Raw genomic sequence first — 15,438 nt, 5'->3', positions numbered from 1 at the left:
TTAGAGTGGTTGCTTTCGAGCATTTTACGATCATGTATGAGTCGCCGATCATTATCGTGGTGGCGATTGTGTTTTTGTTTATTTATTCGGCACGCTTTAAAAACCCACAGGACTGACAATAACATGTGGAGCAGGCCTTCTGATAGACCCGGGAGGTCTGTTTTGCTATATTATCGCTGAATTTCCTTTACAGATGTGATTGAATTATACTTTACATATATCAGGATGTTGCATCATTTCATGTTCACATTTGAGTGACAATATATAGTTAAATTGAACCGTTGTGTTTTTGGAGAACGGGTCTGTCAGGGAGGGGGCTGCATCATGCCTAAAGTGCGTTTTAACAATATGGATCATGTAAATACCGATAAAACCATCAAGCAATTCAGACAATGGCGACAGGAGCGACGCAGCAAAATAAAGGATTATACGTTCGTTGTGCCAAACCATCCCCCGGAGCTGGAGTTTCTGCATCATAATCGGGAAATGGCGACGGCGACATGGGTGGGCCATTCCACCTTTTTTATTCAGTACCTTGGGCTGAATATTGTCACTGATCCGGTGTGGGCAGAGCGTATGGCTTTTGATAAAAGGCTGGCTCCACCCGGCATTCGCATTCAGGATGTGCCACCACTGGATATCATTCTGCTATCACATTCGCATTATGATCATTTACATTTGGCATCGTTGCGGAAGTTATATCGTGCAGACACGTTCATGCTCGTACCCTCGGGGTTAAAGTCGAAAATGATCCGCAAAGGCTTTCGCAACTGCCATGAGCTGCAATGGTGGGAGCATTTTACGGTAGGCGGGGTGCGGATTACATTTGTTCCGGCACAGCACTGGACACGGCGTACGCCGTTTGATACCAATACTTCGCATTGGGGTGGATACGTTCTGCAAAGTGAGCAGCAGGTGATTGGCTCTGCCACGTCTGTTACAGACTCAGATGCTCATGCAGAATCCGATTCAGCGGAGGCACCTACGTTGTATTTTGTGGGAGACACTGGATATTTCCGTGGGTTTAAGGAGATTGGCGAGCGCTTTGCCATTGATCTGACCTTTATGCCGATTGGCGCGTATGAACCGGAATGGTTCATGACCTCACAGCATGTGACACCAGAAGAGGCGTTGCAGGGCTTTGTGGATTGCGGCGCAGATCAGATGATCCCGATGCACTATGGAGCCTTTAAGCTGGCGGACGATACGCCGAGAGAGGCGCTGGATCGTCTCGAAGTAGAGCGAGAGCGCTTGGGGATTGCAAAGGAACGCATCCATGTACTGGGGCACGGAGAGACGCTGAAAATTGGACGCCGTTGCTCAACCAGAATCTGAGGGATTCAATAAAATACGTATATAAGGGGATTTTGCAAAAATCCAATAAGCGGCCCAGCGGACAATTAATAATGCCTGCCGAGCCGCTTTTTTTAGTTCTATGCTACCGTCCAAAATTAAACGGCTTCGATCTCACTCGCCAAAGAGGAGTCATTGTTCGCAATGGGGTGACGAACGATTTTAACCTCATAGAACGTGATTTTATTTTCAATAATATAGTCTGGAATTTGACGGTGGTTGTGGGATTCGCGGAACGCTTCACTTTTCGTCCAGCCTTGGAAGTTCTCTTTTTCCTTCCAGCGTGTGCTAATCGTTACTTCCTCATAATCCTTCGTGTTTTCCGTCAGCAGCACTTCCAGACCGAGGAAGCCTTCCATCTTTTCAACCTGTCCCTCTTTGTTAAATCTTTCGATGAGCAAATGGGCATTGCCTGGTGTGATTTTAGATGTGTTTGTAACGATAACCATATTAAATTCCTCCTGAATGATGTGGTATGGTCGGTATAATAACCGGATAGCCATCCTCAAATTTGATAGTAGCGTTCATTTCATAAATGTCGCGAAGAAAAGCAGACGTCAAAATCTGACGGGGTTCGCCAGCAACGGCGATTCGTCCCCTTTTAAGCGCAATCATATGATGACAATAGGCCGCAGCTTGCTGCAAATCATGCAGTACCATAACAATCGTCAAGCCGGACTCGTGATTAATACGCCGCAGCATATCCATAACTTCAAATTGGTGGGCGATATCCAGAAAAGTGGTCGGTTCATCGAGCAAAAGAATACCCGTTTGTTGGGCCAAGGCCATTGCAATTCGCGCTTTTTGTTGTTCACCTCCCGATAGAGTATGGAACATCCGATCTGCATAGGGCTGAATGCCCGTGATTTCCATGACATGGTCGATAATTTGCTGATCTTGTCTGGTAGGTCGTGTCCTCAAGCCCTTGGCATGAGGAGATCTTCCATAAGCGACCAGCTCATGAACCGTTAATAACGGCAGCATATCCTTCATTTGCGGCAGCATTGTAATCGTTTGAGCCAAATCACGCCGCTTGTATTCCTCCACGGGCTTGCCCAGTACAGAAACCTTGCCCTGGTCCTGCTTGAGCAGCCGGGTCAAAATCCGCAAAAGCGTAGACTTGCCTGAGCCGTTGGGACCGACAATGGCGGTGAGCTGGCCAGCGGGCAAGGTAATGTTCACATCGTCCAGCTGGAAATATCCGCGTTGTAAGGAGAGATGCTCACCCTGAATGGCTGTCATCCGAAATTCCCTCGTTTCTTGAGCAGGATTAAGAAGAACGGTGCCCCAATGACGGCCAGCAAAATACCGACAGGCAGCTCAATCGGGTCAAACCAAGAGCGTGCGACTGTATCCGCTAGGACAACCAGTGTTCCACCGCCCACAATGGAAAGGGGGAGGAGGAAACGATAATCTTCCCCGATGAGTAGCCTTATAACATGGGGAACGACCAGTCCTACGAACCCGATCAGCCCGGCTACACTGACCGCTGTGCCGGCGAGCAGGGCAGAGAGCAAGATAATGAGCATCCGTTGAAGCTCTACCCGCTGGCCTAGCAACTGTGCTGAATCGTCGCCCAGCAGCAGCAAATTCGCAGGCTTAATCGCAAACAAAGAGGCGATTAAGCCAATGATAGCATAAGGAGCCATGAACTCCAGATGATGCCAGCTGCGTCCATTTAACCCGCCAGATAGCCAAGGAAGTACTGCCTGTACGCGGTCGCTGTACATGACCATCACGCCGTTGGTGAGCGCGCCCAACAACGCGTTGATCGCAACGCCAGCCAGCACAATTTTGACAGGGGAAGCCCCTCGGTCCCAAGCCAGCAGGTAAATGACGATCGCACTCAGAAAGGCTCCCAAAAAGGCGGTTACCGGAAGAAGGTAACTAAGCTGTGGAAGCATCACCATCGTAATAACGGCAGCAAGTCCACCTCCAGCCGATACACCAATAATGCCTGGGTCAGCCAATGGATTTTTCATGACGCCTTGAAGAAGTGCTCCTGAAGCTGCGAGACAAGCGCCTACCAATAAACCTACCAATACTCTGGGGAGTCGGAGATCCATTAGGATCGTGCGATATGTGGATTCATCATTATGTAGCAAAATCTGATTGATTTCTTGAAGTGGAATCGACACCGAACCGTAGGCCAGACCGTACACAGAGACGGCTAGCAATAAGATCGGAAGGATAATCCAGGCGATGGTGCGTCTTCTGGCGCGCTGTAGTTTGTTCATCGCCATCGCCTATTTCGCCGGATACAGCTTTTGGTGCATCAAATCCAGCGCTTTAGTGACCCGTGTCCCTGGATTTGTCCCGAACAAATCTGAAGGTAAAACCTCGACCTGGCTGTTTTGGACTGCCCGGATTCCGTTCCAAGCTGCATTTTCCTGCATTTCTTTTATAAATGCGGCTTTAACCTCTTCCGTATTACCATGGGTCATGATGAAAATGTAGTCAGGGTCAGCCTGTACGATACGTTCTGTGTTCAACTGCGCATATTGCGGGAAATTTTGCAGGCCCGGAAAATCAGCGGCGATATTGGAACCACCTGCAACTTCCAAAATGTTTCCGCCTAGAGAATTCGGCAGCGCTGCCATGTACGTGGCCGGGGCTCCGTAAACCAGCAACACCTTCGGTTTGGAGGTAGAGGCTGTTTCTTTTTGCAGCTTGGCTACTTGTTGGTCAATTTGTTGGTTCAGCTTTACGGCCCCGTCCTGCTTTTGCAGTAATTGTCCGTACAGCGTAATTTGTGACTGGATATCCTGAACTGAATTAGCCCCAGTCAGCAGCAGCTGTGAACCGACTCCTTCAATGGCTGGGATGTCTTTTTCATTCATAGGATAGTTGCCTAGTACGACATCCGGTTTGAGCATCGTGATTTTCTCCAGATCTACTTCATGAGTGGAACCTATTTGCTGAACGTTTTCAGCAGCAGGTACGACGGAAGGTCCATTGGAGTTGGGCCTCCCCACGGCTGTCCCGCCCAATGCGTAAATAATATCTAGATCGCCATTACTGAGCGCAACGATATGTTGAGGGACCTTTTGAAACGCCAACGTCCGTTTTGAGAAATCAGTAACTTGAATCGTCGCGCCGCTTGTCGTGCTTGAAGTGGTAGATACGGAAGCACTGACTGGTTTGTGATCTGCGGTCGAGGTACCATTACTACATCCGGTAACTGCCATTAAAAGCGCTGCGGATGACCACAACACATAAGATTTCATGTTATTCCTCCTGCAATTTTCAAGTTAAACAATAATGATAATCATTTTCATTTATGTATAAGAGAATGATAATGAATATCACTGAGGATTGTCAATTGAAAAAAGCAAATTTTTAAATAAATTTTGAACTAAAAATAAAAGAGAGTCATTCGAATTATAGAAGAAGGAACTACAAATTTTTATTAAAAAATAGCATATATCAAGGGATTACGTACACACAAATACATATTGACATTTTCGAAAAGTGTAAGATATATTGGTGATGGGTTTACTTGATTTTGCGAAATTATGGAATAGAGAGGTGGGGAGACAAGCTCGAAAAGAGCTATTTTTTTTAAATTATTAATTGAGAATGATAATCAATTAGTTTATTCTCGTGGGGAGGGACTGCTGTCAAAATGAAGAAGGGGTATTCTGCAATTATTGCTGTGTTTCTGCTGGTGAGTGTGCTGAGCTTTTGGCCAACTTCGTCATCTGTAGGAGCCGCTGCGGCTTCTCCAAAATTGGCGGATGGTACATACACGCTCAAATACAATATTCTCAAGGCAGAAAATGATTCAGTGTCCATGGCTAATGATTATTTTGAAAAACCAGCTAAGTTGTATGTAAAGAAAGGTCAAATGACCATGCAAATTAAGCTGAATCATAGCGAATGGACAACCGGGTTTAAAGTGGATTATAAAGGCAAAATCATCGATACCAAAGTCATCCAAAAGGATGCCAAAACCGATACTCGCACCGTGCAATTTCCAATTGCGAGTGTCAACAGCCCGTTGATCTCTAAAATTCATGTTACTGTCCCTGCATACAATTACGATCATGACTATACGATCCGCTTCGCTTTTGATTCCAAAAGCATCAAAAAAGTTGCAGCCGTCCAGTCAGCGAAATCAGCCAAATCTTCCAAAAAGTAAATTCAGGCTATCTTTATCGTTCATAAAATCAACATAAATTCAAGCATAAAAAATGAAGGAGTGTGTGTAGATATGAATATGGTAATGAATCGCTTTGAGCAATTTTCTTTCAAGAAGGTATTCGTAGCATTGATCATGACAGCACTTGTTTTTGCACTGATGGCTCCACTCTCTGCTAAAGCAGCAGCAGCCGACGGCACTTATAACGTAGATTATACCGTTCTGAAGGATCAAACCAATGAAACTTCTCGATTAGACAGCTATCTGACAAAGCCTGCTCAGGTTACGGTAGCCAATGGCAAAAATGTCGTTCGTCTGACTGTGAAGAGCAGCAATCTGATTACAGCGTTCAAAGTAGAGCAAAATGGCGTACTGCAAGATGCGACTGTAGTCAGCACAAATACGGCGAACAACACTCGTGTAGTGGAATTCGAAGTAGCTGACCTGAATGCAAAAGTAAATGCTTACGCTGAAATCACAATCCCAGTAGTTAACTACACAGGCAAGTACGATGTACAACTGCAATTCGACGAAATCTAATCCAAAATAAAACGTAAAAGGAGATTGAAAACATGAACATGATTATGAATCGTATGGAGAAGTTGTCTCTGAAAAAAGTAATGCTCACTGTATTGATGGCTGCGCTTGTTTTTGTGGTACTAGCCCCATTCTCAGCTAATCAAGCGAACGCGGCTTTGCCTAATGGAACGTATCAATTGCCTTATACCGTTTATAAGGATGGAACCACTCAGCCATCTTACATGGATACCAATGGTTATGTGAAAAAACCAGCTACACTGATTGTTACGAATGGTCAATACAAAGTGCGTGTAGCTATTACCAAAAGTGCTTGGGTTACTGAATTTAAAACTCAACAAAACGGTCAGTATGTGAATGCGGCTGTGGTCAGCACATCCGGCGATACAAGAATAGTTGAATTTCCGGTAACTAGCTCGTCTCAAAAATTGAATGTCAAACTGCATGTAAGCGTACCTAAAGAATACACTGGCGGTATTCCTTACGATCACGACTATGTTGTTCAGTTCCAATTCGACGACAGCGATATCTAAGGGTTTCTTTTTGAAAATATGATTTTGAATTGAATACTCATTTGGAGCTCAGTTCCAGAGCTCCAAATGAGTATATTTTAAGTAGGGGGATATATCACCTTGAAAAGCCGATTTAACAAATATATTACGACATTCGCTGCTATTCTAATGTTGTTTTCTTTATTTTCACCATACGCAGGAGCAACACCCGAGGATGAAACCACTTCGTCGAATTTGCCTGACTCAAGCACTACAGTGACTAGTGCTACGTATGTTACTTATGAGTATCCGGTAGAACTGCCCGGTCCATATGTTGAGCCTACCAATGCTATAACTACTACTGAAGCGACTTATGCAGATGGAGAATACCTGATTGATTATAAGCCTTTACGAAAGACAGTCAGCGGAAGCACCAAGGACTCGAGTTTTAAAACAAACTATACCTATCCTGGAGACTTGATCATTAAAGATGGAAAATACCATTTTTCATTTAAATTTGCGGAGGCTCAAGGACTTTCGAAATTTTTAGTAGAACAAAACGGGGAAACGGTTCCCGCCAAAATAGAAGTAGATTCCGGAAAAGCTTCGGGAACTGTTAGCTTCGATGTTTATGATTTTCATCAAAATGTAAATACAGAGTTTGGATTTAACAGCAGTTCTCCATGGTATGTAGATACCGATCCAGACCGTTCAGTGAAGGAATGGATTGAGTTTGATCCTTCCAGTTTGAGACTCAAAAACTCAACGGAGAATCCAACCGTTCCACCAGTGACACCGCCGGTAACGCCTCCTAGCACAGGAGAAAAATTAGCTGATTTGGACTTTACCCTCTTGAAAGATGGAACAGATGAAAAGTCTATGATGGATGGGTATACAGAGAAACCAGGCTCACTAATAGAGCGTGGAGGTAAACAATATGCCCGGTTTACATTAAAGAATAGCAAGCAAATTGATGGCTTCAAAGTAGAGCAAAATGGAGTGTTAACCGATACCTCTATTGTAAGTGAAGATCAAAATGCGAATACACGAGTTATCGAGTTTGAAGTAAAAGAACTGCCAGCCAAGCTGAACGCATGGGTGAGCATCAACTGGCCTGAGCTTAGCTACGTGCATACTTATAATGTAGATCTTCAGCTGTCTTCTGTACCTGTACCAACAACTTTGGCGGATGGAACGTACGCTATTAACTTTAATACCCTGCACGCAACTAAAGATCAGCCATCAGCCATGGCGCAATATCTGTTGTCTCCAGCGACTTTGACAGTAGCGAAAGGACAAAAAGAAGTTTCTTTCACCATTAAAGACAGCACTACTGTAACAGAATTCAAAACAGAGCAAAACGGGACACTTACGGATGCAGATATTGTAAGTGAGGACAAGACAGTCAATACGCGTGTTGTGAAATTCAAAGTAGCCGATTTGGACGCGATTTTGAATGCACAGGTACATGTGAGTACGACTTATCCAGGTGGGGTTTATGAGATGGATCATAAACTTCGTCTTCAGTTCGATAAAAATAGTATCACAGAAAATGGAACCTCTCCGGAAACAAAATCCAATCTGGACTTCACTCTTTTGAAGGATGGAACGAATGAAAAGTCTATGATGGATGGGTATACAGAGAAACCAGGCACCTTGATTGAACGTAATGGCAAGAAGTATGTCCGTTTTACCTTGAAAAACAGTAAGCAAATTGACGGCTTTAAGGTAGAGCAAAACGGAGTATTAACTAATGTTGCTACAGTAAGTGAAGACAAAACTGCAAATACACGAGTTATTGAATTCGAGGTTGAAGAAATACCTGCTAAGTTAAGCGCATGGGTAAGCATCAACTGGCCTGAGCTGGGCTACGTGCATACTTATAATGTAGATCTTCAATTGGCATCTGTGCCCACATCACCTAGCTTGGCGGATGGAACGTATTCTATTAACTTTAACACCCTGCACGCAACCAAAGATCAGCCATCAACCATGGCACAATATCTGTTGTCTCCAGCGACTTTGACGGTATTGAAGGGACAAAAGGAAGTTTCTTTCACCATTAAAGACAGCACTACTGTAACAGAATTCAAAACAGAGCAAAACGGGACACTTACGGATGCAGATATTGTAAGTGAGGATAAGACAGCCAATACACGTGTTGTGAAATTCAAAGTAGCCGATTTGGATGCAATTTTGAATGCACAAGTGCATGTGAGCACCACCTATCCAGGTGGGGTTTATGAGATGGATCATAAGCTTCGTCTTCAATTTGACCGCAGCAGCATTACAGCTAAAGGACCGGATAACGAAACCACAACCCCAGTTGAAAATGGCAGATACAGCATTGATTTCTCCGTACTCAAAAACGGAAGCAATGACATATCTGTGATGGATGGGTATATGCAAAAGCCAGCTACACTGTTAAAACAGTCTGGTAAAAATATCATTCAAATTAAAATGGACAAGAGCAGCTGGATTAAAACGTTTAAAGTAAATGGTTCTGAAGCTCAGGTGGTTGAACAGTCCACCTCTGCAGATACAAGAACAGTACAATTTGAAGTGCCTAATCTTTCAGATAAAGTTACAGTGAACACGCATGTCATCGTACCTGGATTGGATTTCGGTGGCATCCCTTACGACCACGTATATGATGTGCAGTTCCAATTCGAGCCTGCCACCATTCGCAGCTTTGTGGAGCCTACTTCTTCAGGGGCAGCTGATCCTATCGTTAAATTGGATTTCGACAAGCTTGCCAATGGTAAATATGCATTGAAATTCAGCATTGTGCTGCCAGATGGTGTCACAGGATCTGATTCTCCGGCTCAACGCTTCATCACTAATGAACCAGCGCAATTGGTCGTGGAAGGCGACAAACGGTTTGTAGGTCTGAAGCTGCAAAACAGTAATGAAGTTAAGGCGTTGCGCATTTGGGATAACGCAAGTGGAGGTTATCAGGATGCAGAAGTGACCCGGGAAGATGCAGCAAGTAATACGAAGGACGTTCGTTTCAGTGTGAGTGACTTTAAGATCAACGTAAAAGGTCAACTGGTTGTCTACGAAGCTCCTAAAGTGGCAAGTAGCGCGCCGATGGTTTTCAAGGCGGAGGATCGAGTAGAAAAGGTATATGATTTTGAATTTAAATTCGATACCAGTAATGTATCTTATCACAACGAAACCAAAGCAGACAAAGTAGAACAGGGGAAAAATAACTTAGCCGATGGAGAGTACACTGCGAACTTCCGTGTGCTTGCAAACGGAACGGACAAGGATTCTTTGGTGGCTCCATTTGTACAGAGTCTGGCGAAGTTGATTGTGAAAAATGGTAAGGTTCAGGCCCATGTAACCGTAACGGACAATCAGGCTTTGAAATTATTCCAAACGGACTTTGAGGGCCGTTATGCTAATCCAACGATTGTTGCTTCCGACACAAAAGGGGATACACACACAATTGCCTTCGAAGTACCTGATCTGGATAAAAAGCTGAGTGTGTACACACAGGTATATCTGCCTGAGAAGTACATTTTTAATGAGAAATTCGGCGGACAGATTCAATTTGACCGTGCGTCACTCAAAGGTGAGGGAGTTAATGCAGCAACAACTGCAACCGCTACTGAACCGACAGCAGCTTCTACGGACAAAGCAGCAGAAACGACCACACCGGTAGCTGAAGCAAAACCAGCAGTTGAGCAACCAGTTCAAACGGCTTCCGAGAAGCAATACACGATCAATTACAACGTATTTAAAGACAAAACAAATGAAGCGTCCGTTATGGATGGTTATCTCGATAAACCAGCCACATTGATTGAAAAGGGAGACAAGCGTTATATCCAAGTCTCTTTGAAAAACAGCTCTTGGATGCCAACCCTACAAGTGGAGCAAAACGGTACCCTAAAAGATGTGGAAGTGATCTCGACATCCGGTGATACACGTATCGTCCAATTTGAGGTAGGGGACTTGTCCCAGAAAATCAGTGCTTACACACACGTCATTGTGCCTGGTTTGGTCCTTGGCGGAGTACCATATGATCACTGGTATACGGTTCAGTTCCAATTTGATGAAGCAAGCCTAAAGGTGAAATAACCTCAGGTTATGCCATCAATAAAGCCTGAATAACAGCAAAGCTTGTATGCGAGCAAGTCTTGGTGCCCCGGCATCAAGACTTGTCAGCATTTACATACCCGAAAAATTGGGACCCACGCTGTTGCTCTATATTTTGAATTGAGGTGATTGGATTTTCATGAAACAGTATGCAGCTTTGACTCAAAAGAAATCGTTTGTTTTCTATATGTTAATCGGCATTATGATCTTATTGCTGGCCGGATGCTCCGGGGGAGCACAGGCTGGACAGAACCCTAGCGATGGTTCGACTTCAACGGCAGCATCAGATGCAACCGGAAAGTCGTCTAATGATAAAACAGCAACTTCACGTATTGTGGCGACTACAGTAGCCATTTCTGAAATTACGGATGCGCTGGGCTTGGGTTTGGCCGGCAAGCCGACAAGCACCAAAGTATTACCTGATCGTTACAAGGATGTCCCTGATGTGGGAAATCCAATGAGTCCTGATATGGAAAAAGTAATGTCCTTAAAACCTACAGATGTACTATCGGTGACCACACTCAAATATGATTTGGAACCCAAGTTTAAGGACCTGAACATCAATGCTGAATTTTTGAATTTTGAAAGCCTTGCGAATATGCAAAAGGAAATTCAAAAGCTGGGAGACCGATTTGATAAAGCTGAAAAGGCGAAAGAGATTAATGGGGCCTTGGATGCCAAAGTTGCTGAGATTCAGCAAAAAATCAAAGGCAAGAAGTCTCCTAAAGTACTAATTCTACTGGGTGTTCCGGGAAGCTATCTGGTGGCTACCGAACATTCCTATATTGGAGATCTGGTTAAAATTGCAGGCGGAACAAATGTAGTTCAAGGCGAGAAAGTGGAGTTCATAGCCCATAATACCGAAGCCTTGCAGCAATCCAACCCCGATATCATTTTGCGTGCTGCACACGGGATGCCGGATGAGGTCGTAAAAATGTTCGATGAAGAGTTCAAAACTAACGATATCTGGAAGCATTTCAACGCTGTGAAAAAAGGGCATGTTTATGACCTGCCTGAACCGTTGTTTGGCACCACAGGGAATTTAGCGGCAAGCTCTGCGCTGGATGAGCTGATGAAAATGCTGTATCCTTCGAATTAAAGGAAGCTGATGACATGTCCAAAAAATTATGGAGCCTTATTGTTGTAATTGTCTTACTCGTCGCTCTCATGCTGTATTCAGCGATGACAGGCAGCCTCAAGGTGAATTTGAGCCAGTTGGTGACCGGATTGTGGACAGGTACAGATGATCAGGTGAATGTGGTCAAGGACCTCAGACTACCGAGAATTATCGTAGCTGTGATGGCGGGAGCAGCACTTGCGGTGGCGGGTGTTTTGCTGCAAGCTGTCATGAAAAACCCGCTGGCGGATTCTGGCGTGATCGGCATTTCTTCGGGAGCGGCCTTGGTCTCGCTGATCGCGGTGACCATCTTTCCCGCGCTTTATTTCTGGATGCCGTTCTTTTCATTTATTGGCGGTGCGTTGGCCTGTCTAATGGTCTACGGATTTTCATGGAAATCCGGCTTGCATCCCATTCGCCTTATTCTGATTGGGGTGGCAGTAAACGCCATCTTTTCCGGCCTAGGTCAGTCGTTTAACTATCGGGGCAGTTATGCGGTCACCAGCATTAATCAGGTCACCACCTCAACCTTGTCTATGAAAAAATGGGTAGATGTTGAGGTAATTGTGACCTATGGCGGGATTGGGCTAATTTTAGCCATGCTCGTCTTCTCCTGGTGTAATTTCTTGTCACTTCAAGATAAAACGGCTAAAAATTTGGGTCTTAACGTGACGCGCGCACGACTTTTGATTTCTGTGATTGCAGTGCTGCTTGCAGCAACTGCTACAGCTATCGCAGGGGTGATTGCTTTTATCGGCCTGCTCGTTCCGCATTGTGCCCGCTACCTGGTTGGTTCGGATCATAAGTGGCTGATTCCGTTCTCTGCCTTATGCGGCGGTTTGCTGCTGTTGCTTGCGGATACACTGGGGCGAACGGTGCTTGCTCCCAATGAAATTCCAGCCTCTATTATTATGGCAGTCATTGGCGGACCGTTCCTAATATTCCTGATCAGAAAGGCGGATCGCACCTATGGACATTAAAGATATAACCTTCTCCTATGATCGGAAAACAGACCGTTTACATGCGATCAATGCTGTTATTGAGCGGGGACGAATTACTACGATTATTGGCCCCAATGGATGTGGCAAATCGACACTGCTCAGCGTGATGTCCAACAATGCTGTTCCTCGCATGGGCCAGGTGATTCTGGACGGCAAGGAGATAGCCCACTACAAGCCCAAGGAGCTGGCCCGTCAATTAGCGGTAGTTCATCAGCAGAACGAAGCTCCCTCCGACCTGACAGTAGAAAAACTTGTCAGCTTCGGAAGACTGCCTCATAAGAGCATGTTCACAACCAGCCGAGACGAGGACGAGGAAGCAGTCGAATGGGCTATAGCCTGCACCAATCTGGAGGAACGCAGAACACATACACTGGATCAGCTCTCAGGAGGAGAACGGCAGCGTGTGTGGATTGCGATGGCCTTGGCACAGCGAACGCCGATTTTATTTTTGGATGAGCCGACCACCTATCTGGATATGTATTACCAGCTTGAGATTTTGGAGCTTATTCGGCAGCTCAATCGGGAGCACGGACTGACCATCGTGATGGTCCTGCATGATATTAATCAGGCTATTCGGTATAGCGACGTGATGATCGCTATGAAGGAAGGACGCATAATAGCGAATGGTCCGCCTAAAGAGGTCGTTACATCCGAACTGATTCAGGCAGTCTATGGTGTCAAAGTAGTCATAAGACAGGACGAGGAGGCGGGGATGTATCTTATTCCGATAGGCGTCGGAGCTTCCGAACATTTACAAGTACAGAGAGAGTGTAAGGTATCTGTCCTTGAGTTATCTCATTGAATTTGAAACATAAAAATGGTTCTGGTCGAGGTGTTTGTCAGGTGACAATCGTGAAGACAGAAGCATTTTTTTATTTTATTTATAAGATATTGGATGAGATTCAGAGACAGTTCTGCTTAGACTACGGTTCGAATCCGATCTTTTGTGTGTTATACTATTGCCGTCGGTAATTTTGTGTTTAGCACTTTACTAATGATAAGGATGGTATGCTTATATGATCAGTACAAGCGGCGTAACGCTTCGTTATGGTAAACGCCCACTTTTTGAAGACGTAAATATCAAATTTACTCCTGGGAACTGCTACGGCCTGATTGGGGCGAATGGCGCGGGTAAGTCCACCTTTTTGAAAATTCTTTCCGGTGAAATCGAAGCCAATTCAGGTGAGGTTCACATGACACCGGGCGAACGGATGGCTGTCCTCAAGCAGAACCATTATGAATACGATGAATTTCCGGTTCTGGAAACCGTTATTATGGGTCATACGCGTCTGTATGAAATCATGAAGGAAAAGGATGCACTGTACGCTAAAGCAGAGTTTTCCGAAGCAGACGGTTTGCGTGCTGGTGAATTGGAAGGCGAATTTGCAGAGCTGAACGGTTGGGATGCCGAGCCGGATGCGGCTGCATTGCTGATCGGTCTCGGTATTCCACGCGATCTGCATGACAAAAAAATGGCTGAGATGAGCGGCAACGACAAAGTGCGCGTTCTGTTGGCACAAGCGTTGTTTGGTCGTCCGAACAATTTGCTGCTTGATGAGCCTACCAACCATTTGGACCTCGAATCCATTCAGTGGCTGGAGAACTTCCTGATGGACTATGAAGGCACCGTCATCGTTGTATCCCATGACCGTCACTTCCTGAACAAGGTATGTACGCATATTGCGGATATTGATTTTGGTAAAATCCAGATGTATGTCGGCAATTATGACTTCTGGTACGAATCCAGCCAGCTTGCGCTTACACTGGCTCGCGATGCGAACAAGAAGAAGGAAGAAAAAATCAAAGAACTGCAAGCCTTTATTCAGCGCTTTTCTGCGAATGCTTCCAAGTCCAAACAGGCGACTTCGCGTAAAAAGCAACTGGATAAAATTACGCTGGACGACATCCGTCCATCGAACCGTAAATATCCGTTCATTAACTTCAAGCCTGAGCGTGAAGCGGGCAAACAATTGCTGACTGTAGATAGTGTCAGCAAAACCGTGGAAGGCGAGCAAGTGCTTAACGAGTTCAGTCTGGTTGTGAACAAAGGCGATAAAATTGCGTTTGTAGGTCCGAACGGTCTGCCTAAAACGACGCTCTTCCAGATCTTGATGAACGAACTGGAAGCGGATAAAGGTGAATTTTCCTGGGGGATTACAACGAGCCAAGCGTATTTCCCGAAAGATAACTCCACTTATTTTGAAGGTGTGGATCTGAACCTTGTGGACTGGTTGCGTCAATATTCCAAGGATCAGGATGAAACGTTCCTGCGCGGCTTCTTGGGACGTATGCTTTTCTCAGGCGAAGAAGCGCTTAAGAAAGCAAGTGTACTGTCCGGGGGAGAAAAGGTTCGCTGTATGCTGGCGAAAATGATGTTGAACGGTGCTAACGTACTGCTTCTGGAAGAACCGACCAACCACTTGGATCTGGAGTCCATCACAGCGCTGAACAATGGTCTGATCGACTTTGACGGGACTATTTTGTTCACTTCTCATGACCATCAGTTCATTCAAACCATTGCGAATCGCATCGTGGAAATTACACCAAACGGCGTAATCGACCGTACGATGAGCTATGATGAATACTTGGAAAATGAAGAAATCGCTAAATTACGTGAACGCATGTACCCGGTAGAAATCGGCTAACATCCGAACTGCTAATTTCAGCAAATAGATAAACGAAAGAGGAGCTCCATCA

At 45.1% G+C, this 15,438-nt stretch carries 14 protein-coding genes; 10 read left to right on the top strand and 4 right to left on the bottom strand.

Translation table 11 applies throughout. The features are described 5' to 3' along the window. Positions 1-5: 5 nt before the first annotated feature. Positions 6-116, top strand: a complete 111-nt coding sequence (gene cydS / locus ACU1JV_RS19085) for a cytochrome bd oxidase small subunit CydS (protein WP_014278118.1) — start codon at positions 6-8, stop codon at positions 114-116. A gap of 208 nt (positions 117-324) precedes the next feature. Further along, complete coding sequence (locus ACU1JV_RS19080) at positions 325-1,335, top strand: MBL fold metallo-hydrolase (protein ID WP_137079267.1); 1,011 nt, start codon at positions 325-327, stop codon at positions 1,333-1,335. A 116-nt stretch (positions 1,336-1,451) separates the two neighbouring features. On the opposite strand, the gene isdG is transcribed toward ACU1JV_RS19080, so the two are convergent. The 4 genes from isdG to ACU1JV_RS19060 are packed head-to-tail and all read right to left on the bottom strand — an operon-like array spanning position 1,452 to position 4,580. Next, complete coding sequence (gene isdG, locus ACU1JV_RS19075; RefSeq protein ID WP_025674837.1) at positions 1,452-1,802, bottom strand: heme oxygenase; 351 nt, start codon at positions 1,800-1,802, stop codon at positions 1,452-1,454. A gap of 1 nt (position 1,803) precedes the next feature. Next, positions 1,804-2,595 carry an ABC transporter ATP-binding protein gene (locus tag ACU1JV_RS19070; RefSeq protein WP_413987006.1) on the bottom strand — a complete coding sequence of 264 codons (792 nt, stop codon included), beginning with the start codon at positions 2,593-2,595 and terminating at the stop codon, positions 1,804-1,806. After that, on the bottom strand, positions 2,592-3,590 hold the full coding sequence (locus tag ACU1JV_RS19065; protein WP_413987005.1) for a FecCD family ABC transporter permease: 999 nt from the start codon (positions 3,588-3,590) through the stop codon (positions 2,592-2,594). Before ACU1JV_RS19065 ends, ACU1JV_RS19070 begins: the two co-directional genes overlap by 4 nt. Positions 3,591-3,599: 9 nt before the next feature. Continuing rightward, complete coding sequence (locus tag ACU1JV_RS19060; protein WP_413987004.1) at positions 3,600-4,580, bottom strand: ABC transporter substrate-binding protein; 981 nt, start codon at positions 4,578-4,580, stop codon at positions 3,600-3,602. Between the two features lie 398 nt (positions 4,581-4,978). Between ACU1JV_RS19060 and isdC the strand changes: the two genes are divergently transcribed. The 8 genes from isdC (at position 4,979) to ACU1JV_RS19020 (ending at position 15,386) form a co-directional block, all read left to right on the top strand. Then, entirely contained in the window at positions 4,979-5,494 is a 516-nt protein-coding gene (gene isdC, locus ACU1JV_RS19055; protein WP_064963550.1) for a heme uptake protein IsdC, read from the top strand. Between the two features lie 72 nt (positions 5,495-5,566). Beyond that, positions 5,567-6,034, top strand: coding sequence for an NEAT domain-containing protein (locus ACU1JV_RS19050; protein ID WP_013373063.1), 468 nt, complete (start codon positions 5,567-5,569; stop codon positions 6,032-6,034). A gap of 32 nt (positions 6,035-6,066) precedes the next feature. Beyond that, complete coding sequence (locus ACU1JV_RS19045; RefSeq protein ID WP_413987003.1) at positions 6,067-6,564, top strand: NEAT domain-containing protein; 498 nt, start codon at positions 6,067-6,069, stop codon at positions 6,562-6,564. Positions 6,565-6,663: 99 nt separating this feature from the next. Beyond that, positions 6,664-10,605 carry an NEAT domain-containing protein gene (locus ACU1JV_RS19040; RefSeq protein WP_413987002.1) on the top strand — a complete coding sequence of 1,314 codons (3,942 nt, stop codon included), beginning with the start codon at positions 6,664-6,666 and terminating at the stop codon, positions 10,603-10,605. Between the two features lie 157 nt (positions 10,606-10,762). Next, positions 10,763-11,722, top strand: coding sequence for a heme ABC transporter substrate-binding protein IsdE (gene isdE / locus ACU1JV_RS19035; protein WP_413987001.1), 960 nt, complete (start codon positions 10,763-10,765; stop codon positions 11,720-11,722). 14 nt (positions 11,723-11,736) lie between these two features. Continuing rightward, the gene (locus ACU1JV_RS19030) at positions 11,737-12,720 is read left to right on the top strand and encodes a FecCD family ABC transporter permease (RefSeq protein ID WP_413987000.1); all 984 of its coding nucleotides are present in this window, start codon (positions 11,737-11,739) and stop codon (positions 12,718-12,720) included. Further along, positions 12,710-13,543: an ABC transporter ATP-binding protein gene (locus ACU1JV_RS19025; RefSeq protein WP_058712535.1), complete on the top strand. Its 834-nt coding sequence runs from the start codon at positions 12,710-12,712 to the stop codon at positions 13,541-13,543. The genes ACU1JV_RS19030 and ACU1JV_RS19025 overlap by 11 nt, the downstream gene beginning before the upstream one ends. A gap of 214 nt (positions 13,544-13,757) precedes the next feature. Beyond that, positions 13,758-15,386 carry an ABC-F family ATP-binding cassette domain-containing protein gene (locus ACU1JV_RS19020; RefSeq protein WP_013373057.1) on the top strand — a complete coding sequence of 543 codons (1,629 nt, stop codon included), beginning with the start codon at positions 13,758-13,760 and terminating at the stop codon, positions 15,384-15,386. Positions 15,387-15,438 lie beyond the last annotated feature (52 nt).

The organism is Paenibacillus sp. T2-29, assembly GCF_052921365.1.
Note: the sequence above shows the minus strand (reverse complement) of the source record. Positions and strands in the feature narration are given on the sequence as shown.